The sequence below is a fragment of the Halopiger thermotolerans genome (genome assembly GCF_054654555.1).
In genome coordinates, this window is record NZ_BAAIEU010000003.1 from 457,785 (window position 1) to 482,666 (window position 24,882).

Here is a 24,882-nt window from a genome sequence, read left to right on the forward strand (position 1 = left end):
GCATCACTGGCGCACCGATTAATCAGTCTTTTGCAACGTCTGACTCGAGCGCCGGTGACGCTGTGAGGCGTCAGTACTGATGGGTGAACGCGTCGGAGACGTACTGGGTGCCGGCGCCGTCGTCCCAGACGAACCGGACGTCGATCGAGGCCCCGTCGTCGGAGGCGTCTCGAACGTGAGTGTGGGCGTCGCCGTCGGCCGTCATGCGGTAGCCGACCCAGCCGTTGCCGTTGTCGAACTGGATATCAGCCCACGAAGCGTCGTTGTTCGGGACGAACTCCCAGTAGCTGTCGGTGCCGTCGTCGGTAACGGTGGCGGTCCAGCCCTCACCGGCGTCGCCGGAGTAGGTCTGTTCGCCGCTGCCGCCATCGTTGCCATCGTCGCCACCGCTTCCGCCGTCACCGCCGTCGTCGCCGCCACCACCGCTGCCGGTATCGTCGCCAGTTGTCGTTGCCATCGAATTCGCAGGGACGAACAGTTCGGTACCGTCAGAGAACGTCACGGTCGTGCCGGTGTTGTCGGCGTTGTAGGCGACGTAGGTCCGCTGCGTGCCGTCGCTGAACACCTGATAGAACGGCGTATCCGCAGTGACGGTCCCGTCCGGCGATCCCATCTCGTGGAGGTTGTAGAGCCAGTGGTACGTCTGAGCGCGCGTGTGGCCAGCTTCGACCTCGTAGCTATTCTTCCGCGCTTCGAACTTGTCGACGGCGTCTTGGCTGTCCGAAAAGGCACGATACATCCACATGAGATCCGGCCAGTAATCGAACTGGTCGGTTCCCTTGTTCGCGACAAGTTCGTCGTAGTTCTCGGCGGGTCCCGCGTCGTCCCAGCCTAGATGCAAGGAGTAGCCGGCGAATGGCAGCCAGTTGATCCCGTGGATTGCCTCCTCGTCGGCGGTCCACCAGGTCGCGTAGGCGTAGCCGTTCCCCCACACCATGCCGGCGGTGTCGTAGTCCCACGAATCCGGCTGGCTGTCGTCGTCCACATCGAACCAGTACTCGTGGACGGCGTGGAGTTCGGTTGTGTAGAGGTAGACGCCGAAGTCCCGTAACTCTTGATTGCCGGTGTACTCGCCCCACTCGATGATCGCCGCGTACGCGTTGAGCGCTTCGGAGGACGACTCCTGATTGTTACCGTCGGCGAACTCGGCGCCGCCGCCCTCTGCCCAGGAGTGGCCGCAGTATGGACTGAAGTTCCGCGCGAACGGGAACATGTCGTCATCCCGGCTTGGGTTCGCGTAGTCGCGGATCAAATGTTCGACCATGCCGCCCCACTCGGCGTCGGCCGCCCAGTCAGGGTTCGTGCGCGCGATCTCGGCAGCTGCGCGGACGTAGTAGCCGTAGTGGAAGTGGTGATCGGACAGCGACGAGGCCGATCCGTGGCTCTCGGGATAGCCTAGCAGCGATCCCCAGTTGTCGTCGTAGTAGAACAATTCCTCCGAGCCGCTCTCGGCCTGGAGCCACCCCTCGAGGTGACTCCGCAGCGAGCCGGTGATCGCGTCGCGTTTGGTGGACATATCGAACTGCTCGGCCAGCGCCTTGCTCTCGACCAATCGGCCGTAGTCCTTGCCGACGTTGTACGTGTCGGGCCCCTCGATCGAAGTGTCGATTTCCTGAATGTACCCCTCGAGTTCGCCGACGTCGTAGCTCCCTTCGTCGGGCAGGTACGGCAGCATGCCACCGTAGTCGTAGGTCGTCGAGAATGACGACCCGGCGACGGCGCGCATTTCGCCCCGAGGCGACGTGTAGGTCGGCCCGAGCGTTTCGTCGTCGCTGTACTTCCACTGGTGGGGATGCAACGCGGTGATCGTCCCCGTCGCGGTGCTCTCGGGTTTGTCGTCGGTCTCGAAGGTGTAGGTCGTGTGGACCGCGGCGTTGGCCTCGTCGTACTCCCAGTCGACGCGCGTGTCGGTGACGAAGTTGTACGCGTACGATTCGGCCGTCTCGAGGAACCCGGGTTCGGGGAGGACCGCGACCGAGCAGTACCCCGCACCGCCGAGATCGTTGACGAGCGTGTCGGTGCCGACGCCCGACCAGCTCGTCCCCGACGGCGCAAAGAGCCCGTAGTGGTGGCCGTCGATCGTGACGCCGAGGACGTTCCCCTCGTCCGCCCAGACGTCGGGCGCCGCGTCGAAGGTGATCTCGGCGCCGCCGCCCGCGTACTCGCAGAACACGAACGGGGAACCCTGTGCAAACGTCGCCCGCAGCGTCGTCGCGGTTCCGTCGCCCCAGACCGCGTCGACCGACCAGTCGCCGTGATCGTCGAGACGCGCGTCGGCGAACCCGTCCGCGCCAGCGTGGCCGATCGTCAGATCGCGCCCCTGGTTGTCCATCACCGTCGTCGTACCGTCGATCCACTCGGTCGGATTCTTCACGAGGAGTCCGGCCTCCTCCGCCCGGAGCATGAGCGGCTGGGAGAACATGTTCTCCGAAAACGCGTTCCAGACCAGACTCGACCACCAGTCGTTGGTCGGAACGGGCGCGTCGCCGAAGCGCGACGTCGTCCAGATCGCGTCCTGCGGTGCCGTCGCGCCCGCGGGCAACGTCGTCGTGTAACTGCCGTTCCCGACAGAGACGTGATCGCTCGCGCTCACCGTCCCGGTCGCACCGACCGCGCCGGCGGCCGAGGCCGCGCCGATCAGTTTACAGTAGGTGCGCCGCGAGACGTCGCTCGAGTCCGGTTTACTGTCTGTTCCATCGTCGTCGGACGGGCGTTCGTCGTACATACGTATCGACCGATAGCGCCGTTGCGTGACCCGCTCGGGGACTCCCTCGTCGTCACCGTATCGCCGCGCGGAGGGGAGCCGCCGGTAACACGCTGTGAGTCGCTACCAACACACACTTTCTGGAAATATCTATTATATTTTTCTACTAGATATAATGGGTAGCTACGGCGGTAAAAGCGACTCCGACCACCGCTGTCCGTTCGACCGCCGACGGTAACAGTAGCTGAACGGCAGACTGCCGCGTCGATCCGTCAAAACGACGAACTGGCTTCGTAACCCCTCTGATTAACTACTTGATATCAGTACCTACGGAATATTATAATTCATTTTTCCGTTACCGAGAGTGAGAAATCGGAAGCCTTGGCCGGCACGAAAAAGACAATACGCTATCATGTACGGACGGAATAGACAAATAGAGTAAATGTCTCCCGCCCTAGGGGACCCAACGGATCGAGGACAAACGGATGGCTGCGGCGAGCATCGTCGGCGTCATCCCGATGGCGGTGATTCGTCCTGGTGGCCCAAGCGCATCGTCAGCGGACTCACGCAGGGGGCGCTCGAGGAGTAAGCGAGATCGAGCGATCGGTTTCGATTCGTCGGGGTCTACAAGACGGTCCAGTACGAGGACCGGAGCGCACAGAAACGTTCATCGATGATGCATCTATCGTCCGTCACGGCGTACAGCCCGCCTTCGCAGCGATACCGTTGCGAATGTTTTTACAACTGTACGTCCATAAACAACCTCGAGTGGTATCCGTCGTCATCAAACTTGTCGATCACTAGTATGAACTCGAAGCAACGTCGTTCGATATCCTTGAAGAAATAATGCTCGAGGCGCTGCGACCGCAACACGGTATTCAACGCCTAGTCACTAACTAGGACGGCAAACGGAAACGGACGAGAAAACGGCGACGGGACGAGAGTTTCAATCTGAATTCGATACCAGAGCGGACTAGACGTGTCCAGACGGACACGAGGGACTCCCTGATCGAAGCGCCCCGGTTCGTAGACGGACGGCATCAACCCGCGACGTTACTGGGAATCCGATTGAACGCCGTCGCCGGACGCTAACTCGCGATAACTCATGCAGTTGGGACAGCCGTTTATCTCCCCGCTGTTAGTCCCGAACACCCGGACGAACCGACTGGTAACGTGCGCACCGCAGCGATTACACTCGTTCATGGCCTGATCGACGGTTACTGGCAGAAATGTCACGACAGCTGTAAAAGTGTTGTTGATACGCGTCCGGGACTAGAACGACAACCCGATCGAAATCGCTCGCGATCGAAACTAGGCTCCGGGCATCGAGCGACCAAACTGAGCGATCGAGCGCCCGCCGCGAAACCGATTGCGTCTCGAGTGCGGGTCAGCAGACTGCGCTACCGTCGCGACCACAGTCGACAAACAGATCATTTGAGCGCCGATCGATACCTCGAGGGCAGAGTACGTCGGTCAAACCGTATATTTGCCTGCTGTGGGATCCGGCGAAAACGTCGCGCAAATCTCGGTGGCGCAGCGGCTCAGTCGAGAAGGTCGAGTTCCTCGAGGAGGTCCCGCGTCGCCCGTCGAACGGCGGCGTCGCTCTCGTGGGTCGGCTCCCAGCCGAGCGACTGGAGTTTCTCGATCGAGAGTCGCATCTTCGGTATGTCGCCGGTCCAGCCGCGGTCGCCGCCGGTGTACTCGTAGGTCGGATTGATTCCCATTTCCTCGCTGACGATGTCCGCGATCCTGGTCACCGACGTCGTCGTTCGCGTCCCGAGGTTGTAAATAGCGAAGGGACGCTCCTCGTTTGCGAGGACCGTCGACATCGCGTCGAGACAGTCGTCGATATGCAGGTACGACTTCTCCTGGCGCCCGTTTCCGAGGATCGTCAGCGCTTGCGGATCCGACTGCAGTTTTTCGATGAAATCCGGGATAACGGCGCCGCGCAACCGGGAGCCGACGATGTTCGCGAAGCGAAACGTCCGGACGATCAGATCGTGCGAGTGGGCGTACGTCGAGCACAGCCCCTCGTCGGCGAGTTTGCTCGCCCCGTAGACGCTGATCGGCTCGAGCGGCCCGTACTCTTCGGGCGTCGGCCGCGGCGCTTCCCCGTACACCGTCGACGTGGAGGTGTACACGAGCTCCGGGACGCCGGCGTCGTCCATCGCCTCGAGGACGTTGTAGGTCATCCGGGTGTTGGCGTCGAACTGCGCACGCGGGCGATCGCTGTTAACCGCCTTCGACGCGGCGAGATGGTAAACCCGATCGACGTCCGCCGTCAGGACCCCCTCGAGGGAGTCGGGGTCGGTGAGGTCACGCCGGACGAACGTGGCATCGTCGGGAACCCACGCTTCGCGGCCGTTCGAACAGTTATCGACGACCGTCACGGTCGCACCGTCGGAGAGCAGTCGGTCGGTCAGGTGCGATCCGATAAATCCGGCGCCGCCGGTAACGAGTACGTGCCGATCTGGCATACGTAGTCACTGTTCTGTCAACTATTAAATGGTTCGTCAACGGAACGCCCTAGACGACCGCGGTTCGATCGCCGAGTTCCCTAGACCGGGACGTTGACGAGCGGCAGCGACTAGTCTACGACCGAAAGCGAACCGGCCCGGCGAAATGAGCGCCGGGTAACGACGCCGACACTACGACGACCGATAGGGCGAGCAGACCCGTTCGATGCCGTCCGAAAGCGTAATCGTCGGCTCCCAACCGGTCTCCCGGCGCATCTTGCTAGCGTCGGCGCACGTGTCGTGGACGTAGACGTCCGTCGGAATCGGATTCTCGACGTACTCCGGTTCGATGTCGGTTCCGAGTGTCTCGTTGAGGCGGTCGACGAGTTCGTTGAAGCTACAGGACGAGCCGGTGCCGAGGTTATAGATGCCCGTCAGGTCGTGTTCGGCTGCCAGCTCGAGCCCGCGAACGACGTCGTCGACGTGCGTGAAATCGCGGGTTTGCGTTCCGTCTCCGTAGATGACGGGCGACCGGCCGTTCGCGAGGTCATCGGCGAACTGGGCGATCACGTTCGCGTACTCGCCCTTGTGGGCTTCGGCGCCTCCGTAGCCCTGGTAGACCGAGAAAAAGCGCATTCCGGCCGTGTTCATGCCGTAGTGGTTCGCGAAGTACTCGCCGTACCGTTCTCGAGCGAGTTTCGACGCTTCGTACCCGGTGTTGACGGTGACGGGCATATCCTCCGGGGACGGCTCGGTCCGGCTCCCGTAGATGGACGACGTGGACGCGTACACGACCGTCTCGCAACCGTCCGCGTGCGCCTGGTCGACGGTGTTTACGAACCCCTCGACGTTGACGCGGGCGCCCATCGTCGGATCGTCTTCGTGCATCGCGTACGAGGAGAGCGCCGCGAGATGAAAGACGACGTCAACGTCCGTGGGAAGATCGTCCGCGAGAACGCTCACGTTCTGGAACTCCACGTCGGAGTCGAGGTTCCGTTCAGTGCCGAGATACTCGTCGTCGACCGCGATAACGTCGTTGTCCGCCGCGAGGTGATTCGCCAGATTGGACCCGATGAATCCGGCACCGCCGGTGACTAGGACGCGTTTGTCCTCCATACACTCGCCTACGGATGGGTCCCATGTGAATCTACGGTCGGAACTAGGTGGTACCGTGGGAACTCGGCAGCGGGTACCAAATATTCGAGCGCGTCGTCTCGGTCAGCGACACGCGACCGACTCCGCGCTCACAGAACGACGCCGCTACCAGACTTGCGCGTTCGGAGTGTGACAGTTCTCACAGACGACGGCCGTGTTGCCTTTGTATCGCTCCTGGACGAGCTGCCCGTCGTTACAGAACGAACACTGACTTCCTTCGAGTCCTTCGATCACCGGATGACGAAGGGACGGACCTTCTTGCTGGCGCATGGCCAGTACGAATTCCTCACTCGCTCCACAATAATGTTCGTATTAGAACAACTTCCCGATATATACGATTGGAGGTCGAGATGTATTTTCTCATACTAGTGTGGAATATCGTTAAGAGGTGGCCGTTCGATATGCGTCCCGTAAGACCACACCTAGAAAGATGTCTTCCAGACATGACTCAGTCGTCGACCGGGATCTATCATCCGAAACGGGGAGTACGGTGCTCGGCGAGAAGCGATCGGCGGACGACCTCCTCGTCGATCGCGAGAGCGACCTCGAGCCGGCGATAAGTATCGTGATGCCGACCCTGAACGAAGAGGAGGGAATCAAGACGTGCATCGGTTGGGCGAAAACGGCGATCGAGGAACTGCAACTGCCGACCGAGATCATCGTCAGCGACAGCTCGACGGACCGGACGCCGGAGATCGCACGCGAATTGGGCGCGATCGTCGTCACGCCGGATCGCGGCGGGTACGGGTACGCGTATCGGTACGCGTTCGAGCGCGCGCGAGGGGAGTTCATCGCCATGGGAGACGCCGACACGACATACGATTTCAAGGCGCTTCCGCGGCTCCTCGAGGAACTCGAGGAGACCGGCGCCGATATGGTACTCGGCAGTCGGCTCGAGGGCGAGATCAAACCGGGAGCGATGCCCGCGCTACATCAATACGTGGGGAATCCGCTCCTGACCAAATTCCTGAACACCTTCTACGACGCCGGCGTGAGCGACGCCCACAGCGGGTTCCGGGTCTTTCGGCGGGACGCCCTCGAGACGATGGACCTCGAGACGACCGGGATGGAGTTCGCGAGCGAGATGATCATGGAAGCCGGCGCGAAGGACCTCGAGATCGCGGAAACGCCGATCGTCTACCACGAGCGGGAGGGCGAGGAGACGCTCGAGAGCTTCCGGGACGGCTGGCGACATGTGCGCTTCATGCTGGTCAACGCGCCCGGCTATCTGTTTTCGGTGCCGGGGCTACTGATGACCGCGCTCGGCGCGTTGATTCTCGGACTCACCTACACCGGGACGACGATCGGCGGAATCACGTTCGGCGTCCACTCGATGCTCGCGGGAAGTCTCCTCACGATCGTGGGTTATCAAACCTCATCGCTCGGGATCTTTGCGGCGGCGTCGAGCGATCCGATCCGGAAGCCGGAGGATCCGATCACGGAGTGGGCGGTGTCGTCGTTCTCGCTGGAGTACGGCGCAACGGTCGGCGTCGCGCTGTTCGGGATCGGCGGCGCATACGCCGGGAGCCTCGTGTACCGGTGGATCGCGTCCGGATTCGGCTCGGTCTCGTTCACCCTCGGGTCGATCCTCGCGTTCACCCTCATCGTGATCGGCCTGCAGACGGTGTTCTCGTCGTTCTTCCTCGGGGCAGTCACTCGGTGATCGCTCCGACGAATCGTCCGAGACGACGCCCGACGATGCGCAGTCGTCGGCTTTCGCATCGCTTCCGTACGCTGAAGGTCACCTCGATCTCGGCCGTCGGCCGGCTAGTATCCGCCAGTCGATCCCGGCGTTCCGGGACAGACGCGATTTCGAGTCCGATCGCCGGGCTGGCGATCGAAAGAGGAGACGATGAGTGACGAATCGTATCCGTCCTATGAGCAGCGTCCGTTTGGATGTAGACAGCCCGACTCTCGACGGTCGCGGTACGGTCAAAAGCCGGGTTTGATCCGTAAATCCGACGTTCCTATTACGATCGTACATTCGTAAATACAGAGGGCCGTTTCCAAATATCGAGTTTGGGACGGGTGAGACCCAGGCGACGTCGATACGGAAGCGAGGCTGTCAGCGACTCGTCCGTCGTTACGAGAGGAAAACAGCGATCGATCGCAGACCGCGGAATACGAACGTGGGTAAGCGGTGGAAGCCGCCGACTACCGTCCGACCGGCAGCGGTTGCGATCGGCGCCGATCGAGACGACCCGTCACAGCGACAGCGGCGTGAGTTCCCGCTGCCGTCCGATCATCGTCGAACGGAGATCGACCGCCTCGACGTAACTATCGCGACCGACGATCGCATCACGGATCGTCGTATCTCGAATCGTCGCGCCCGGGAAGACGACGGCGCGCTCGAGTTCCGCGTCGATCACGGTCGCATCGTCGAGAATCTGAACGCCGCCGCCGATTTCGGAATCCCGAACCGTCGCGGACTCGGCGATCGCAGACGAACCGTCTAGCTCGAACGCGACGGCGTCGAGGTAACTCTCCGGCGTGCCGATGTCGTACCACGCGCCGTCGAAGCTAAACGCGTAAGTCGGGGTGCGATTCTGGAGCCACTGGACGAACCAGCCGGGTTCGTCCGGGTTGTTCCCGTCTTCGAGGTACGTGTCGAGGAGATCGATCGACTCGGCCGGAAAGCCGTAACACGCGATCGAGACGAGCGAGCTGGCGGGCGACTCGGGCTTCTCTTCGAAATCGCAGATCCGATCGTTCTCGAGTTCCACGACGCCGTAGGACCTGGCTTTCGCTCGGGAGCCGACGTCGTAGGCGGCAACCGTCGGCTGCCTTTTTCGCGGAAGAAATCGACGAACTCGCTCACGTCGAAACTGATGTAGTTGTCGCCGGCGATGACGATCGTATCGTCGGCAATTCCCTCTCGGTCGACGAGTTGGGCGAGCGCGCTCATCACGCCGAACTTCTCGTCCTCTCCGGTCGTGTTCTCGATTGAGAGCGTGGGTTTCTCGAAGGGGGACGATGCGAGGTATCGCTCGAACGTCGCCGCGAACCGTTCGTTCGTGGAGACGTAGACGGTGTCGATCCGGTCGTCCGATTCGAGCGATCGGAAAATTGGGTCGATCACCGTCGAGCCGTCGAGCGGAAGGAACATCTTGGGACGGTCCTTCGTGATCGGCCAGAGTCGCGTTGCGTATCCGCCGGCGAGGACGATCGCATCCATAGATTTATTGACTTCTCCGAGATATTTAAATTGTGAAGTTCGTGTGAGTGGTTATCATCCAGCTATGAAGGAAAGGCGAACCCGCCACCGGTGAGAATCTCGTTCATCGCCGCTGTAGACGAGGATGTTGACGGAGACGGTTATCCAGAGACGGAGGGTTCGCGTGCCTGATCGATTCGTCGCCGATTCGCCCGGCGAACCGCAGTGGCGTTAGATTTCGCGAGCGTCGTCGTCGCCTCGGCGGACGACACCCACTTCGAGTCGGCGTGTTCCTCGCTCAGCCGCACCGGCCGGCGGTCGGTGCGACAGAGATAGTAGACGGCGAACCGACCGTCGTTCTCGTCGTTCCGCCACGCGGTCGCGTGGACGATGTCAACGACGTCGACCTCGAGGAGGGTCTCTTCGCGCAGTTCTCGCCGCAGTCCGGACACGACCGGTTCGTCCGGGCCGAGTCGGCCGCCGGGGAGCTCCCATTCGTGATCGGTCGAGCGCTGCAAGATCAAGACGTCGTCGTTCGAAAACACGACTCCGCGAACGCTGACAGTTGCCGTGAGTAACTCCTCCGTCATGGTTACCCCTGCGATAGATGTTTTCATAAATATTTGGGCGCACAAAACTTCGGTGCCGGACCCGTTCGCCGGATGCGATGACGGTCGAGACTAAGGACCGCGTTTCGTAAGTCGGCGACGATCACCGAGAGCGGCAGCTTCCGGCGACGAACGCGTAGCGGAAGCGGTCGGGGAAAGACGGTGACCACGTCAGGACGAGTGCGCCCACCGGAATTGCCTCGTTCCGTCGGGCAACGAGAGGAACGGCCCACGATCACGATCCGTCGCGGGAGTCCGGTGGGCGGCATCCCGTAGACGCGTAAATAAGCGGTAGTACTATATGCTCTCGAAAATGTTTTCTGTGTGACGGTTGAGCAGATTGGGGCGACCGGTAACGCTCCGGTCACCTCTGGGACCAGCCATCAAACCGGGGGAACACATGAGTAACTCACAGCAAACGACGAATCAGACGACGAATCGCACCGTCCCATCGTCGAGCACCGGCGTCCCGCGAGCAGTGATTCACAAGCAGATCTTAGACGTCGCGGAGTCGGCGCCCGATGCGTCGATGACCGCGATCGCCGAGGAAGTAAGCGGGGCAACCACCGAGCTCGTCGAGAAGGTTCTCGAGGAGTACGGGGATCCAGGACGGGCCGCCGACGCTACTCCCGACGAACCGATTGACCTCGAGGAGCCGCCCGACGACTCGGTAGTCCCGGCCCCGGACGACGAGTCCGACGACTCGACCGTTGACGAGCCCCCGTCCGAGTCGAACGACGATCCGTCGGACGGCTCGGTCTCGCTCGAGTTCGACTCGAGTCGGGCGACGGCCGACTGCGGGGATTCGGGCGACTCTCCGGCGCCGTCGCCCGGCGCGGAATCACCGCTTGCAAACGACGACGATGACGACGACGAGCAGGCCGCACTCGATGACGCGGAGAGCGACGGCGAGGCCGTGACCGAAACCGACTCCGAAACGGATTTGGACGACTCGGACGACCCCGACGTTCCGGATCCGTCGTCCTTCACCGAAGCGCAACTGGAGACGCTCCGAGCGGTACACGAGCGACCCGACGCGACGCAGGCGGAGCTCGCGTCGATGTTCGGTATCACCAGTGCGTCGGTCAGTCAGCGCGTCAACTCGATCGACGGGTTCGAGTGGGACGACCGACGGGCGTTTACCGCTGCGCTGTTCGGCGACGAGCCGGACGCGGGCGAGAGTCGGACCGACCCCGACGACCGGGACATGACGGGAGCCGACGGCAGACCCCGCGTCGTCGAGTCCGACTCGCCGGAAGCCTCGAGTGAAAACCATTCGGAGTCGGCGAGCGAGCGTGAGCCCGTTCGGTCCGAGCCGGGTGAAAACGACCGGACGTGCGCCGAGGCGCTCGCTGACCGACTCGCGGCGGTGACGGCGCGAGTCGATCGGCTCGAACAGCAGCTGGCGGATCAGACGCAATCGGTGGCCGAGTCCGCGTCACAGCCGGCTGCTGGATCCGTGTCCGAGTCCACGTCACAATCAGCGGACGAACCCATGTCTAATTTCGTATCACGACCGGCCGACGAATCCATGTCTGCGCTCGCCGACCCCGAACTCGCACACAAGGTCGTCCACGCGTGCATGCAGTCCGATCGGATTACCGAAGACGAAGAGTTACGGATCATCCGATCGATGATGTGCGCCGACTCTGAATCGGCACGCTGAGACGGCGTTCGCGTCGAGAGACCGCTCGCGGAGCAGCAGAAACCGACGAATGCGCCTCAAGAGCGCGAGGGTGGCACGGGAACAGCGAGGAGATCGGCGTCGATGACGACATCGACACACCCTAGGACGACTAGGCCGGCACCTAGGCTAAGCCCGGAGGCGGCGACGATGTCGGAACGCATCGTCGTGACGACGCTTCGCCCGACGGAAGACGGTCGCCGACTCCCCGACCCGAAGCCGCACGGTTACCACTCACCGTTTATCGCCCGCCGGTAGCGCCGTTCCGCCTGTTCGGTAACGGTGTCCCAGTCAAATTGTTCCGCGCGACGCGTGGGATCCGCAGCGGGTCGCTCGCCCTCGAGCGTTCGCTTCAGAACGCGAGCGACGTCGGCGGCCGTCGGTGACGCGAGAAAGCCCGCGTCGCCGATCACTTCGGCGGCCGCGGACTCGGGATGATCGGCGGCGATGACGGTACAGTCGGCGGCCATCGCCTCCGCGAACGTGATTCCGAACCCCTCGCGCGTCGACGGCGACGCGAAGACGTCCGCAGCGCGCATGTGCGCGAGTACGTCGGCGTACTCCTCGAGGAAGCCGAGCATCGTCACCCGGTCGGCGTGCTCGAGGGACCGGACCTGCCGCTCGAGGCGGTCCCGCTCCGGCCCGTCGCCGATGATCCCGAGGGTGACGTCGGGCGCCGTCGCGGCGACGCGGTCGAACGCCTCGAGCAGTAAATCGACGCGCTTGTCCTCGATGAGTCGGCCGGCGTAGAGCACGTCGAACCCGTCTCGAGCGGGGTCGGTCGTTTCGATCTGCGCGACGTCGATCCCGTTCGGGACGACTTCGATCGCGTCTCGCGACGGGCCGAGTTCCGCGAGTCGATCGGCGGTGACGCTCGAGACGGCGATCGGGTAGTGCGGCGCTCTGGCGGTGAGACGCTCGACGGCCTTTCCGAAGGGGGCGAGCCGGCCGAGGTAGTCGTCCCAGTAATCGAGCCACACCTCGTGCCAGGTCGTGATCAGCGGGGTGTCGGTCCGGAGGGTCGTTATCTTCGACGCGAGGACGGGAAAGTAGGGGAACAGCGACGCGACGACGACGTCGTGTTGCTCCGCGTTTCGACGGAGTGCCGGGAGCAGTCGCGCGGAAAACTCGAGCGCCTCCGTGATCGACCGTCGCTCGTCGGCGTAGAGGTCCCGTGGCGGCGCGACGCCGTACAGCGTGACTCCCTCGTGATCCGTCACTTGCGGGCCGTCCCAGAAGTGACGGCCGTAGACGGTGACGTCGTGTCCCGTCGCGGCGAGTCGAGTTCCGATCTCGTGGATGCGTTTTTCGGCACCGCCTTTCACGAACGGAAACACGACGTTCGAGACGAACGCGATATCCATGCCGTCACCGTCGGAACACGAACACTAATGCCCTTTTGAACTGCGGGGGCCGCTAGTATCGGCAGCTCGAGTGTGCGGGACGCTAGTCCCGAGCCGAATGTCACCGAAGAATAAAACTATAAAGAGACTGTTCCCGTCTCACACGGCGATGACAGTGAACTGTGACCACGTCATTTTACTCTCTGCGGACGCTCTCCGAGCGGATCATCTCTCGTGTTACGGCTACCACCGGGAGACGACGCCCGTCCTCGATGAGCTCGCCGCGGAAAGCCTCCGGTTCACACGGGCGTACAGCGCGAGCTCGCACACTCGCGAGGCGGTGCCGGCGTTGCTGACCGGCGAGTATCCCGATACGGCAATCGATGCCGACTATCGGCTGGCGACGGAGACGATCGCGTCGACGCTGTCCGACCGCGGGTTCGAAACGGGCGGTTTCCACTCGAATCCGTTCGTCTCGCGCGCGTACGGGTTCGACCGCGGTTTCGACGAATTCGACGACGATCTCCACTTCGGCAAACACAAACTCGTCGCGCTGGCCCAGCGCGCGTTCGATAAACTTCGGAATCGCCACTACGCTCGAGCAGAGGAGATCAACGAACGGGCGCTCGCCTGGATCGACTCGGTAGACGGAACCGATCCGTTCTTTCTGTGGAACCACTACATGGACACGCACGGGCCGTACGAACCGCCGGAACGGTACCAGCGCCGGTATCACGGCGAAGCGATTTCGGACGGGAACGCCCAGTCGCTCTACCAGCGGGCGATCGACGATCCCGACTCGATTACCGACGCGGAACGGCAGTTACTGATCGACCTGTACGACGCCGAAATCCGATACAACGACGAGCGGATCGGGGAGTTTCTCGCGTCGTTGCGGGAGCGGGACCTGCTCGAGAGATCGCTGGTGATCGTCACGGCCGACCACGGCGACGCGTTCGGCGAACACGGCTACTACGAGCATCCCCGCTATCTGCACGACGAGATCACGCACGTTCCGCTCATCGTTCGTCCGCCCGGCGGCGCGGACGGGACGGCGGTGTCAACGCCCGTGAGTACGCTGAGCGTCGCATCGACGATACAGCAATTCGTCGGACTCAGCAGCGACGGCCGATCCTTGCTGTCGACGGACGCCGACGGCGTCGAATCGGAGCGACCGGTCTTCTCGCAGGCCCGCGGCGAGGGGGACCACGACCACGTTCGGCGGTACGCGATCCGGACGGAGAACGGCGCGTGCTTCTGCGAACGGGATCGAAACACCGGCGCGCTCGAGTTCTCGGACTGTGCGGACCCGTCGCTTCGCGACGAACTGGAATCGCACGTCAAAGAGCGCGTGCAGCGAGGTGACGACGACGGAAAGACGGCGAAAGCGGACGCCAGCGGCGACGTCGACGAGGAGATCGAACACCGACTAAGTGCGCTCGGATACAAGGACTGACCATGCGAATCGCGATGATTCAGGACGACTGGTGGCCCCGAACCGGCGGGGGGCCGGTCCACGTCAAAGAGCTCTCGGTCGCGCTCGCCGAACAGTTCGATCACACGGTCGACATCTACACGCGAGCGCTCGAAAAAGACGGGCGGTCACACACGAACGCGGAAACGTTCGCCGGCGGAAACGTGAGAGTCCATCGGCTCAAGCCGTCGACGGAGTACTGGGACGCGGTCGGTCGACTGTCGTCTCTCGCCACCCCGGTTCCACACCTGGCCACGGAACGGTTCGATATCGTCCATGGGCACACGTTTTTGCCCGCGGTCCCGACCCGCGTCGGGGGAGCCCTCACCGACGCCGCGAGCGTTTTTACGGTCCACGGGACGGCGCTGACGTCCGGCGTCGGCCGGGACGAGTCCGTCCTCGCGACCGTCAAACGGCGCCTGGAACGACTGTTCGTTCTCAACTTCGACTACGACCACGTGATCTCGGTGAACACCGAGCACCTCGATCTCCTCGAGGGGTATCACGACGACGTTTCGTGCGTTCCGAACGGCGTCGATCTCGATCGGTTCGACGTGAGCGTCGATTCGCGCGACGAGATCCTGTTCCTCGGCCGGCTTGCGCCGAAAAAGCGAGTGAGCGACCTCATCGCCGCGTTCGATCGGCTCGCCGACGAGTACCCCGAGACGGACCTCGTTATCGTCGGGACCGGACCGAAGGGCGAGGCGCTACGGTCGCAGGTGAAAGACGCGGGGCTCGAGGATCGCGTCCGCTTCGAAGGTCGCGTCTCGGACGAGGCGATTCCGCGGTACTACCGTCGGGCCCGACTTTTCGTCCTGCCGTCCGTCTGGGAGGGCCACCCGTTGACGCTGCTCGAGGCCTGGGCCGCCGAAGTGCCCGTGGTAACGAGCGACGTCGAAGGGATCGCCGAATTCGTCGATCACGAGGAGACCGGATTCCTCGTCCCGCCGGAGTCGCCCGCCGAACTCGCGGACGCGATCCGGTACGGGCTCTCGAATCCGGACGAGAGCGAAGCGTGGGCCGAAAACGCGTACGAAGAAGTGAGTACCGAGTACGCCTGGGAGGGAGTTGCCGCCCGAACGAACCGCATTTACGAACGGATCGTCTGACCGGATACTGCTCGTACACCGCGGTGCCGTTACTCCATATAGCCGAGGTTCGCGAGTCGCTCCTCGACATCGGACGCGTCGTCGCCCGATCGGGCGTCCGCGTATCCGTCCGCGAGGGTATCCCAGTTCGCGCGCTCGACGGCCGCCTCCTCGTCGAGCAAGACCGTCCCGTCAGTGTCGGTATCCACGGGGATTCCTAACGCCGCGGCAACGGTGGGCGCGATATCGTAAATCGCCGCCTCGTCGCACGCGAGTTCGCGATTCGACAGCAGGATGCCGTTCGGCTTGTGATTTTTGTGGGGGTTCCGCCGGAACGTGTCGAGAATAGAGCCGCTCACGTCGTACCGGTAGTCCCGCGGAACGAGGACGATGTCGGGGGCGTCCTCGAGGCGATCGCCCTCGTAGACCTCCTCTTTCGGACGAACCGCCTCAAAGACTAACTCGCCGTCCGGATCGCGAACCCGCTCGAGGTCCTCGATAAGCGCGGCGCGTACCGCCTCATACTCGGCTCGCGGAACCTGGCCGTTCGGATCCCGTCCCTCGACGTTCAGGTGAACGCCGAGGCTGTTAAAATACAGTTGGAAGGCTTCGGACTCCGCGTGATCGACGACCTGGTTTTGGGCGGCGACGAGAGCGTCTTCGGGAAGGAACCGTTCGACCGCGTCGGCGATTCCGATCCTCGAGAGCAGGCGGTGAATGCGGTGGGGCGAGAGGCCGACGCTCGTCAAACCGCCCGCGATCGCCTCAATCGCGTTCGCCGACAGGGGACGGCCGCCGTGGCCGTCACCGTCCCGCTGGAGTTCCTTCTTCCGCTGGCGGAAATACTGCGTCTCGCCCGTCGACGTCTCGCAGTACCCGCGTGTGGCGAGCCAGGAGTTGACGTAGAACGTCCACTCGTAGTCGCCCATCCCGTGGTCGGAGACCAGAAAGACCGTCGGATCGTCCTCGCCGAGCTCGAGGATATCGCCGACGAATCCGTCGACCGTCTCCAAGACGCGGCGGACGTTCTCCGGGTCGTCGAAGTCGTGAAACACCGAATCCGTCACCTGAAACTGGACGGCCAGCAGATCCCAATCGTAGTGGGCATCGAGAAACCGAGCCGCGTCCCGTCGATGACGGGCGACGTCGACGTACTCGCTGACGGCGTCCTCGTCGGCGCCATACTCGGGATAAATCCTGTATTCGCCGTATTCGGATTCGTAGTCGTCTTTGAGGTGGCGTGGATAGAAGGCGGTATCTTCCCGAGCGAGGTAGCCGGGGACGACCGCACCGTTCTCGAGTTCCGATGGCGGATGCGTAACGGGATAGTTGACGACGATCGGCGTGCGGTTTTCCGCATCGGCTATCTCGAACAAGTACGGCGCATCGACGTCGGATCGATCGACGAGGCGCTTGTCGTATCCGTCTCGCGTGAAAAAATCGAAGACGCCGTGCTTGCCGGGATTCCGACCGGAAAGCAGCGACGGCCACGCGCACGGCGTCCACGGCGGATGGGTACTGCGCAGGTCACACGACGTGTCGTCCGCGGCTAGCCGATGAAGATTCGTCAGCGAGTGCGGCGTCAGCCATCGGTCTATTTCCGACCACCCGAGTCCGTCGAGTCCGATGAGAATGACCGAGTCACGTGCCATATTACATACGTACGCTCGAGGATATCAATGAGATTTTCGGTCGGAACCAAATGTATTTTACGTCGTAGAAAGAACCCCGGAACGGTGATCGATTCATTAGGGTATACGTACTAAGCGGGCAGCTCGGCGCCGGCGGCGTCCCGAAGGTCATCTACAACGTCGCGACGAATCTCCGGGAGAGCGTGGACGAAATCCGTATCGCGTACCTCGGCGGGAACGACGATAGCGTCGCGAGATTCCGCGACGCCGGTCTGGAAGTCGAATGCCTGGGAGAGAAGTTTCCCGACGTTCGCCATCCAGTGCGTCTGAATCGAAGCCTCCGGGAGTTCGCGCCGGACATCGTGCACACGCACATGGGCGCCGCCTCGCTTCTCGGTCGGAGCGTCGGCCGGCTTCGCGATACGGCGATCGTCTCGACGATGCACAATCTGTACCGGGAGCGGGCGGTCACAGCGCGCGCGATGGACTATCCGACGAGCCCTCTCGCGGACGCGATCGTTTCGGTATCGCGCTCGGTGCAGCGGTCGCTTCCCGACGGGTTCGGGCTCGGCGCCCGGTCCACCGTGATCCACAACTGTATCGACGTCGACGCCGTCGTCAGGCGTGGCGAAGCTACCGGCGACGACGTCGCGTGGGCGACCGATATCCCGGACGGTCCGTTGATCGCCTGCGTCGCGCGCATGAGCGAGAAAAAGGGCCAACACCACTTGATACGGGCGTTCCAAGACGTACTGGACGAGTATTCGAACGCACAGTTGGCGTTAACCGGGTGGAGCGAGTACAAGCGGAAACTCGTCGAACTGGCAAAGAACCTCGAGATAGACGATCACGTTCACTTTTTAGGGAAAGTGCCGAACCCGTATACGGTGTACAGTGCCGCGGACGTCATCGCGTTCCCGTCGAAGTTCGAAGGGTTCAGTATCGGGATGCTCGAGGCGATGGCGTTCGGCAAGCCGATCGTCGCCACGGGAATCGGCCCGTTCCGCGAAGCGCTCGGAGCGGACCACGAGTACGCGGCTCCCGAACACCCGCCCGACTTGGCCGACCTCATCGTAACGTACCTCTCCGACGACGATCTGGCCGCCGAAAGGGGACGGAAAGCGAGAGATCGCGTTCGAAATAACTTTTCAGGATCGGTCGGCGCCGAGAAACACTACCGACTCTACCGAGAACTCCGCGGTCAATCGACGTAGCCGAGCTGTTCCAGCCTGTCTTTCGCCGCCTCGCTCACGTCCGACGTCTCGTTGACGAACTCCGTGCTCTGCGTCCGGTTCGTCTCGATAACGTCGTTCATGATCGAGCGAAGGTGCGTCGCTTTCTGTGGCTCGTCTTCGATAACGTTCGTTCGTTCGTCCGGGACGCGAAAGAGGACCTCCTGTGACGATGCCAGCTGGCGAAGCAGGGAGAACACCGTCCGAGACGGTTGACTGGTGACGTCGGCCACCGAGACCGGCTCGGTATCCGTTTTGATGTATTTGTAGTCCTCCGTTCGGACGGATCGGTATCGAACGTTTCCGCCTAGCGTCGGGCTGTCCGAGTAGACGTATTCGTTGATGGGGCTGTGGCTTTCGACGAGCGAAAGCAGCGATGATCCCTGAACGGGGAGTTCCACGTCCGGAACGAGATCCACGATGGTCCCGACGACGTCGATCGTTTGCACTAACTCCGAGCACTCGTCCCCCGCCCGCGTCGATTCGGGCGGTTTGAACACCAGCGGAACGTGCAGCAGTTCCTCGTATGGGATCACCGCTTGATGGCCGACGTATCCGTATCTGTCGACGATTCTAAACGTAGACGCAAAGCCGGGAAAGAGCGTGCTGATCGTCGCGGACAACCAGTCCGGGATCTGCTCTAATCGGCCGTGTTCGGACAGTAGTTCGCCGTGATCACCGAGGAAGAACAGCGCCGTATTCTCGTACTCGCCGATGGACTTGAGATGCCGGACGAGCCGGCCGAACTGGCGATCGGAGTATCGGATCACGTCGTCGTACAGATCGATAACGGTCTGTGCCTGGTCGTACGTCGTCCCTTTCAGTTCGGGTACCGTTCCGTCAATTTCGACCGACTCGTCCGTGAACTCGCCCGCTCGAGGGAAAAAGGGGTTGTGCGTCCCGAGGGACCAGATAAATCCGAAGAACGGGTCGGAGAATCCGGACCCGACCCAATCGACGAAGCGATCGGTACAGAGCTTCGCGGTGTCCGAGTCGTGCGGATCGTGGTCGTCGAAGATCTCGTCAAACACGTCGAATCCGGGGTGAAAATTGCGCATTCGAGAGACTTGATCCACCGTCGAAAAGGCCCCCGTTTCGTAGCCTTGCTGGCCTAGTTTGGTCGCTAGTCGAGGAAGGTCATCGGGAACTCGGTCCGCCACCCGTAGTGCACCGTGCGTCTCCGGGTACAGTCCGGTAAGAATCGACGCGCTGGACGGCGACGTCCAGATCGCCTGCGAGAAAGCGTTCGAGAATCGAACGCCGTCCTCGCTAACCCGATCTAGGTGCGGCGTCGTCTCGCGGTCGTACCCGAAACAGGACGTATGATCGGCGCGGAGGCTATCGGAGACATACACGACTATATTCGGGCGGTCTGTCATTTTCGGTTCGTTTCTCGGAGAACATATTTATGATTGGCTATCTCCAGAACAAGATCAGTATTATACGGAGTTAAAATATAAGAGAGTTCCAATCGAATATCCGCGATAGTGATTCCAGTCCGGCGGAGCAAAATCGACGGACGCGATTTGCTACTAGATCTCGGATACAGTCGCAGCTAATACTCACTATGGGAGAGAACTCGAGGACGGACGCGGAAAAAATAGTGATTATCGGGTGCTGTCTCGCCCTCAGTATCGGAACGCTGGCCGCAGTCCTTACGCCAGCGACGGGGTACGAGCTCTCGATCTACAGGTCAACTCCGGCGATAGTTTGGGCGTCACTCTTGTGCTCGTTAGTAATTCCGGTCGTCCTAGCGTTCGTGGCGACATCGAGACGAATTCGAGTCGTCGGAATCGGTATCAGTTGGGCGGCGGCAGTAGTCCTGACCGCCCTCCCGTATCTACGCGGCTATTGGTTGTACGGGCGGTTCGATCCGCTGAACCATCGCGGAATCGTTATCGATCTCACGCACAATATCAACCCGCTCGAGACGACCATTTATCCGAACATGCACATTCTCACCCATTCGATTTCGACGATCACCGGAATCGACTCGAATCGTGCACTCCTACTGATACCCCCACTGTTCGTGCTCGTCTATTGCTTCGGTATCTATACGATAACTGCTCGCGTCTCTCGCACAACGTTGAGTCGTACCATTGGAGCAACGGTCCCGCTGACGTTCGTTTGGCTTATCGGAGTCCGACATCCGAAGGTCGTACCCGCACCGACCGTCGCAGCGTTGCTGTTGCTTCCCTTCGTTCTCTTCGTAGTTATCCTGGCGTATCAGCAGACTACGACCGGGTCACGCATTACCGCGATCGGAGTACTGGTGGCGTTCGTGTTCTACCATCCGCAGCATACGGTCGTTCTCCTCGGGGGACTGCTATTCTTACTCGCTGTGAAGAAAATAGATCTCCCCAGCCGAAGACCGACCACCACGTCGACGACCATCTTTTCGTTAGCGCTGATAGAGGGTGTCGTAACCATATATTGGCTGCTCTCGCGCCCGCAAATAGCGGGCACCATACGAGGAACGATACTGAGTCTACAACGGAGCGCATCGGTCAGCAATGCAGCACCGGCGGAGTCCGGCCTTCAGATGGTCGGCGGAAGCCTCCTTGAACTGGCGATAAAGGTCCTCCTCCCGAAAGGGATACTCGCACTGTCCGTGGCGGTACTCGTTGTTCTGTATCTCTATCGGGGAGAGACGGCGCTATTCCGACTGCCGACGGTATGGCTTTTGATCGGGATAGCGTGTTCAGCGGTCGTTTTCAGTCTCCTTTTCGCGGTTATCGGAATGCGAAGCCAGATGTTCCGGTATATCGGGTTGCTCTCGACGCTCGCGGCGATTTCCTTCGCTATATTGGGCGGCGAGTACCGCCCCCGGTTTCCGAACGCGTTTCGCGCTGCGATCGTCGCGATAATACTCGTTGCAACGCTAGCGACCGTGCCGATCACGTACCAGTCAGGGTACACGTACCAGCCAAACAATCAGGTGACCGAGTCATCCGTTAGCGGCTACGAATTCGCGTTTGAGAACGGTAATGCAGACGTGGGTGAAATACATACCATCGAAAACCGGCCCAGCCGATTTGTACACGCGATATACGGGAAACACCATAGCAAGCAATTAGGGCACATCAGTTGGCAATCAGAACGAAGCATCGTACTACCCCACTTTCGAGCGACGACGCTAAACGAATCCGGATACCTGATGATAACGGATTACGCGGAAGAACAACACGTAGAGCTGTACCGAGGACTACGCTACTCCGAGACAGACTTCGATCGAGTTGCCGCTTCCTCGGACCGAATCTACTCGTCAAAGGGCGCGACGCTTTACCGGACCGGCGTTCGTTCGAACAGTTCGCAAGACGCGGATGCGTTCTCAACTCCGACAGCGGAGAGGAACAGTGTCCGAGTATCGAGATAGGATACCTACGCGCTGGTTCTTAGCGATATGACGATATTCCAGTTTCTCCGACTGAATCACTATTCTCCGCGAGCTGTAGATTTACGGTTATTCTATCCGCCCCCTTGAAATATTACCTGTGACAAGAGATGTGATTATACTTTTTGTTCTGTAAATTATACTCGAGGAGTATGAAATCGGGCCTCCCTACGGACATTATATCGAATCTAGTTATTGAATTTCTGATCAGGCTCCGAGGACTGATATTCATACCGCTTATCACCGCGACGCTCGGGATAGCGGCATTCGGCGTCTATTCGCAACTACTCGCGATAACGCGACTGCTACAGTTGATATTCGGCCTCGGACTGCATTACTCGTTGATCCGCTTCGCGAAGTCGAACGAAGACGAGCTCGCCGAGATCTATTATTCCATCATGGTGCTGTCAATTATAAGCGGGGTGGTAGTCTACGGACTCCTCTACTCGTTTTCGCCGATGCTTTCGTCGCTCACGCTCGGCACTGCCGAGTACGCGACCGTACTCCGAATCGGCGGCTTCCTCGTCGTAACGAGGATACTCTTAAAGCTACAGGAGGATTTCTACAGATCCCGATCCCACCTCAAGAGATACTCCCTCATTCGCGGCGTTCAAGCGTACGGGATTATCGGGATCGTTCTCGCCGTTCTGCTCGTATTCGACGGCGGCCTCGAGGAACTCTTTCTCGGTATCGTCGGCGTCGAGGTGCTACTAGCGGGGATACTGCAGGTGTTGATCGCGAACGACATCGGGTGGTCAGTCCCTCACTTCGAGAAAACGGGTGATCACCTTCGATACGCGCTTCCGTTTGCGTTTTCGCATCTAGCAAGCAGTATTTCGGGTCGGATCGACCGGATACTCGTGGGATCGTTTTTAGGGCCGGAGGCGGTCGGCGTCTACTCGGCGGCCTACCAGCTAGCAGTTTCGATCACGATCTACACGTTCCCGATCCGGAGCGTCTACTTCCCGGAGATAAGCGAGTTGTTCGAGAACGGGAGAACCGACGAGATCGAGTTCCTCTTGGATACCGGGAGCAGGTACTTTCTGCTCATAGCGGTGCCGAGCATCGCCGGACTGTACACGCTTACACCGGATCTGGTAGCCGTGTTACTGGCGAGCAGCGCCGAAGTTCCGTCGAACTATCTCGTCGCGACGATCGCGGTCGGGATCGCCCTCCGAGGGCTCGACCGGATACTAGCGACGACGCTGAATGCCGCGAAGAAAAACGTACTAGCGGCAAAAATACGGTATCTAGGTGCCGGCCTGAACACGGTCATGAACATACTACTGATACCCATCTTGGGAGTCTTCGGGGCGGCAGTGACGACGTCGCTGACCTACGGTCTGACGTGCGGTCTGGTTTTCGTCTTCGTTCGGAGAGTGATTCCGATCAGCTTCCCCTCACTGACGATACTCCGTACTACGTTTGCGGCTCTCCTCATGGTAGCGGTACTGGAAACGGGGCTCGTCCACTCGATACCGGCGAAGATCATCGCGGGAGTCATCAGCTACGTGATAGCCGCCTTCGCAGTCGGAGAGCTGACGAAAGACGACGTCGACAGGTTCTACAACGAACTAGTAGCGACGAGATAATCGATAGCGAACGGTTCCGTTCGATACCGCTAATTCGAGGTGGTCGGCCCGTCGTTGCCGTACCGCACTCTTATCACTGGTATCGCACAATAGACAGGCAGACCGTCGCACAGCTATGACCGAAGAAGGGTACGAAAGTCGCTTCGAACCGGAAGAACGATTCGTCGTCCGCTGCGTGAGGCGGGCGCTCGAGTCCGACACAGACGCGGTAGCTCGCTCCGAAGACGCGCTCGATTGGGACGAGGTGCTTACGATTACCGGGAGTCACGGCGTCAGTTACCTCGTTTTAGATGCGGTCCGTCGTCGGGACGACGTGCCGCCGGAGCCGTTCGAGCGACTCAAGTTACAGGTACAGCGCCGCTCCCGTCGAAACCTTCGGCTGGTCCAAGAGTTGGTGGACGTCGTTCGGTCGTTTCGAAATCGAGGGATTCGAGCGATTCCATACAAGGGACCGGTCATCGCCGAGCGTGCGTACGGCGATATCGGCCGACGCGAATTCGGCGATCTCGACGTACTCGTTTCGCGCGATGCGCTCCCCGAAGCCAGGTCCGTGCTGTCCGAACGGGGCTATCAGCCGCGGTACAAGTTCACCGCTGCGCAGGAGTGGGTCTACGATAGAGTGAGCCGAGAGTATCCGCTGCAACGCCCGTCGACCGACACGGAAATCGAACTGCACTGGCAGATCGTTGACCAGTACTTTCCGACCAAGCTCACCGTCGAATCCGTCTGGAGTCGACGCGAATCGCTGTCGATCGCCGACAGCGAGTTGCCCGTTTTGTCGCCGGAAGATCGGCTGCTGATGCTGTGTGTCCACGGGACGCGACATCGGTGGGAACGACTCCAGTGGCTCTGTGACGTCGCGGCGTACGTACGAAGGCGTTCGGTCGACTGGGAAACCGTCGACAGACGCGCTCGAGCCCATCACTGCGAACGAATGGTGTATCTCGGACTCGCGACCGCGGACGAGCTGCTCGGCGTCCCACTTCCCGACGACGTTCGGCGGAAAATTCGATCGGATCCGGCAATTCCCCGACTGCGATCGCACGTGTACGGTACGCTCTTCGGCGGGAAGAACAATTTCCGGATGAAGCGGTACCAGTCGCGAACGCTGCATCGGACCCGAGACAAACTACGACTCTGGCTCGGGGGAATCTGTACCCCCACCCCCGAAGATATTACGGCCGTGTCGCTTCCGCGGCCGCTCGCTCCGCTCTACGTCGTCGTGCGCTGGCTACGGGCGAGTCGAGGGTTGCTGTCGCGAGTGCAGGAGTCGCGTGGAACGTGACTTACTAGGCGCCCTCCGGAGACGACGCCCGCCAAACGTATAGGTGACTGTGGGTCGCACAGGCAAGACGACGATAGCAGAT

17 protein-coding genes and 1 pseudogene are annotated in these 24,882 nt (G+C 61.2%); 8 read left to right on the top strand and 10 right to left on the bottom strand.

Annotated elements, in window-relative coordinates; genetic code table 11:
* Positions 1 to 70: 70 nt before the first annotated feature.
* From ACYQ26_RS07325 to ACYQ26_RS07345, 5 genes are all read right to left on the bottom strand, one after another.
* Positions 71 to 2,725 carry a glycosyl hydrolase gene (locus tag ACYQ26_RS07325; protein WP_459808219.1) on the bottom strand — a complete coding sequence of 885 codons (2,655 nt, stop codon included), beginning with the start codon at positions 2,723 to 2,725 and terminating at the stop codon, positions 71 to 73.
* A 1,032-nt stretch (positions 2,726 to 3,757) separates the two neighbouring features.
* Positions 3,758 to 3,907 (bottom strand): DUF7563 family protein, encoded by a 150-nt coding sequence (locus ACYQ26_RS07330; RefSeq protein ID WP_459808220.1) that lies wholly within the window; start codon positions 3,905 to 3,907, stop codon positions 3,758 to 3,760.
* 338 nt (positions 3,908 to 4,245) lie between these two features.
* On the bottom strand, positions 4,246 to 5,181 hold the full coding sequence (locus ACYQ26_RS07335; protein ID WP_459808221.1) for an NAD-dependent epimerase/dehydratase family protein: 936 nt from the start codon (positions 5,179 to 5,181) through the stop codon (positions 4,246 to 4,248).
* A 171-nt stretch (positions 5,182 to 5,352) separates the two neighbouring features.
* The gene (locus ACYQ26_RS07340) at positions 5,353 to 6,276 is read right to left on the bottom strand and encodes an NAD-dependent epimerase/dehydratase family protein (RefSeq protein ID WP_459808222.1); all 924 of its coding nucleotides are present in this window, start codon (positions 6,274 to 6,276) and stop codon (positions 5,353 to 5,355) included.
* A 144-nt stretch (positions 6,277 to 6,420) separates the two neighbouring features.
* A complete protein-coding gene (locus tag ACYQ26_RS07345) occupies positions 6,421 to 6,585 on the bottom strand; it encodes an HVO_A0556 family zinc finger protein (protein ID WP_459808223.1) in 165 nt (54 codons plus the stop codon).
* 160 nt (positions 6,586 to 6,745) lie between these two features.
* On the opposite strand from ACYQ26_RS07345, the gene ACYQ26_RS07350 reads away from it, so the two are divergent.
* The gene (locus ACYQ26_RS07350) at positions 6,746 to 7,978 is read left to right on the top strand and encodes a glycosyltransferase family 2 protein (RefSeq protein ID WP_459808224.1); all 1,233 of its coding nucleotides are present in this window, start codon (positions 6,746 to 6,748) and stop codon (positions 7,976 to 7,978) included.
* A gap of 541 nt (positions 7,979 to 8,519) precedes the next feature.
* On the opposite strand, the pseudogene ACYQ26_RS07355 reads toward ACYQ26_RS07350, so the two are convergent.
* A pseudogene (locus ACYQ26_RS07355) lies at positions 8,520 to 9,490 on the bottom strand (nucleotidyltransferase family protein).
* A 140-nt stretch (positions 9,491 to 9,630) separates the two neighbouring features.
* The gene (locus ACYQ26_RS07360) at positions 9,631 to 10,059 is read right to left on the bottom strand and encodes an NUDIX hydrolase (protein ID WP_459808225.1); all 429 of its coding nucleotides are present in this window, start codon (positions 10,057 to 10,059) and stop codon (positions 9,631 to 9,633) included.
* Between the two features lie 418 nt (positions 10,060 to 10,477).
* On the opposite strand from ACYQ26_RS07360, the gene ACYQ26_RS07365 reads away from it, so the two are divergent.
* Positions 10,478 to 11,743: a MarR family transcriptional regulator gene (locus ACYQ26_RS07365; protein WP_459808226.1), complete on the top strand. Its 1,266-nt coding sequence runs from the start codon at positions 10,478 to 10,480 to the stop codon at positions 11,741 to 11,743.
* Positions 11,744 to 11,988: 245 nt separating this feature from the next.
* On the opposite strand, the gene ACYQ26_RS07370 is transcribed toward ACYQ26_RS07365, so the two are convergent.
* The gene (locus tag ACYQ26_RS07370; RefSeq protein WP_459808228.1) at positions 11,989 to 13,125 is read right to left on the bottom strand and encodes a glycosyltransferase family 4 protein; all 1,137 of its coding nucleotides are present in this window, start codon (positions 13,123 to 13,125) and stop codon (positions 11,989 to 11,991) included.
* A 148-nt stretch (positions 13,126 to 13,273) separates the two neighbouring features.
* Between ACYQ26_RS07370 and ACYQ26_RS07375 the strand changes: the two genes are divergently transcribed.
* Both ACYQ26_RS07375 and ACYQ26_RS07380 read left to right on the top strand, forming a co-directional pair.
* Positions 13,274 to 14,560, top strand: coding sequence for a sulfatase (locus tag ACYQ26_RS07375; RefSeq protein WP_459808229.1), 1,287 nt, complete (start codon positions 13,274 to 13,276; stop codon positions 14,558 to 14,560).
* A 2-nt stretch (positions 14,561 to 14,562) separates the two neighbouring features.
* Entirely contained in the window at positions 14,563 to 15,687 is a 1,125-nt protein-coding gene (locus ACYQ26_RS07380; RefSeq protein ID WP_459808230.1) for a glycosyltransferase family 4 protein, read from the top strand.
* A gap of 29 nt (positions 15,688 to 15,716) precedes the next feature.
* Here ACYQ26_RS07380 and ACYQ26_RS07385 read toward each other — a convergent pair whose 3' ends face one another.
* The gene (locus tag ACYQ26_RS07385) at positions 15,717 to 17,318 is read right to left on the bottom strand and encodes an alkaline phosphatase family protein (protein ID WP_459808231.1); all 1,602 of its coding nucleotides are present in this window, start codon (positions 17,316 to 17,318) and stop codon (positions 15,717 to 15,719) included.
* Positions 17,319 to 17,413: 95 nt separating this feature from the next.
* On the opposite strand from ACYQ26_RS07385, the gene ACYQ26_RS07390 reads away from it, so the two are divergent.
* Positions 17,414 to 18,511, top strand: a complete 1,098-nt coding sequence (locus ACYQ26_RS07390) for a glycosyltransferase family 4 protein (protein WP_459808296.1) — start codon at positions 17,414 to 17,416, stop codon at positions 18,509 to 18,511.
* Here ACYQ26_RS07390 and ACYQ26_RS07395 read toward each other — a convergent pair.
* A complete protein-coding gene (locus ACYQ26_RS07395) occupies positions 18,499 to 19,908 on the bottom strand; it encodes a sulfatase (RefSeq protein WP_459808232.1) in 1,410 nt (469 codons plus the stop codon). The genes ACYQ26_RS07390 and ACYQ26_RS07395 overlap by 13 nt on opposite strands.
* A gap of 188 nt (positions 19,909 to 20,096) precedes the next feature.
* Between ACYQ26_RS07395 and ACYQ26_RS07400 the strand changes: the two genes are divergently transcribed.
* From ACYQ26_RS07400 to ACYQ26_RS07410, 3 genes are all read left to right on the top strand, one after another.
* Complete coding sequence (locus tag ACYQ26_RS07400) at positions 20,097 to 21,905, top strand: hypothetical protein (RefSeq protein ID WP_459808233.1); 1,809 nt, start codon at positions 20,097 to 20,099, stop codon at positions 21,903 to 21,905.
* Between the two features lie 170 nt (positions 21,906 to 22,075).
* Complete coding sequence (locus ACYQ26_RS07405) at positions 22,076 to 23,515, top strand: flippase (protein WP_459808234.1); 1,440 nt, start codon at positions 22,076 to 22,078, stop codon at positions 23,513 to 23,515.
* A gap of 115 nt (positions 23,516 to 23,630) precedes the next feature.
* The gene (locus ACYQ26_RS07410) at positions 23,631 to 24,800 is read left to right on the top strand and encodes a nucleotidyltransferase domain-containing protein (RefSeq protein ID WP_459808235.1); all 1,170 of its coding nucleotides are present in this window, start codon (positions 23,631 to 23,633) and stop codon (positions 24,798 to 24,800) included.
* The last annotated feature ends 82 nt before the right edge of the window (positions 24,801 to 24,882 follow it).

Excerpts from the sequence above, each read along its gene's own strand:
- ACYQ26_RS07360 (WP_459808225.1), bottom strand. The coding sequence starts at position 10,059 with ATGACGGAGGAGTTACTCACGGCAACTGTCAGCGTTCGCGGAGTCGTG.
- ACYQ26_RS07410 (WP_459808235.1), top strand. The coding sequence starts at position 23,631 with ATGACCGAAGAAGGGTACGAAAGTCGCTTCGAACCGGAAGAACGATTC.
- ACYQ26_RS07395 (WP_459808232.1), bottom strand. The coding sequence starts at position 19,908 with ATGACAGACCGCCCGAATATAGTCGTGTATGTCTCCGATAGCCTCCGC.
- ACYQ26_RS07330 (WP_459808220.1), bottom strand. The coding sequence starts at position 3,907 with ATGAACGAGTGTAATCGCTGCGGTGCGCACGTTACCAGTCGGTTCGTC.
- ACYQ26_RS07365 (WP_459808226.1), top strand. The coding sequence starts at position 10,478 with ATGAGTAACTCACAGCAAACGACGAATCAGACGACGAATCGCACCGTC.
- ACYQ26_RS07380 (WP_459808230.1), top strand. The coding sequence starts at position 14,563 with ATGCGAATCGCGATGATTCAGGACGACTGGTGGCCCCGAACCGGCGGG.
- ACYQ26_RS07370 (WP_459808228.1), bottom strand. The coding sequence starts at position 13,125 with ATGGATATCGCGTTCGTCTCGAACGTCGTGTTTCCGTTCGTGAAAGGC.
- ACYQ26_RS07340 (WP_459808222.1), bottom strand. The coding sequence starts at position 6,276 with ATGGAGGACAAACGCGTCCTAGTCACCGGCGGTGCCGGATTCATCGGG.
- ACYQ26_RS07405 (WP_459808234.1), top strand. The coding sequence starts at position 22,076 with ATGAAATCGGGCCTCCCTACGGACATTATATCGAATCTAGTTATTGAA.
- ACYQ26_RS07385 (WP_459808231.1), bottom strand. The coding sequence starts at position 17,318 with ATGGCACGTGACTCGGTCATTCTCATCGGACTCGACGGACTCGGGTGG.
- ACYQ26_RS07400 (WP_459808233.1), top strand. The coding sequence starts at position 20,097 with ATGGGAGAGAACTCGAGGACGGACGCGGAAAAAATAGTGATTATCGGG.
- ACYQ26_RS07350 (WP_459808224.1), top strand. The coding sequence starts at position 6,746 with ATGTCTTCCAGACATGACTCAGTCGTCGACCGGGATCTATCATCCGAA.
- ACYQ26_RS07335 (WP_459808221.1), bottom strand. The coding sequence starts at position 5,181 with ATGCCAGATCGGCACGTACTCGTTACCGGCGGCGCCGGATTTATCGGA.
- ACYQ26_RS07325 (WP_459808219.1), bottom strand. The coding sequence starts at position 2,725 with ATGTACGACGAACGCCCGTCCGACGACGATGGAACAGACAGTAAACCG.
- ACYQ26_RS07375 (WP_459808229.1), top strand. The coding sequence starts at position 13,274 with ATGACAGTGAACTGTGACCACGTCATTTTACTCTCTGCGGACGCTCTC.
- ACYQ26_RS07345 (WP_459808223.1), bottom strand. The coding sequence starts at position 6,585 with ATGCGCCAGCAAGAAGGTCCGTCCCTTCGTCATCCGGTGATCGAAGGA.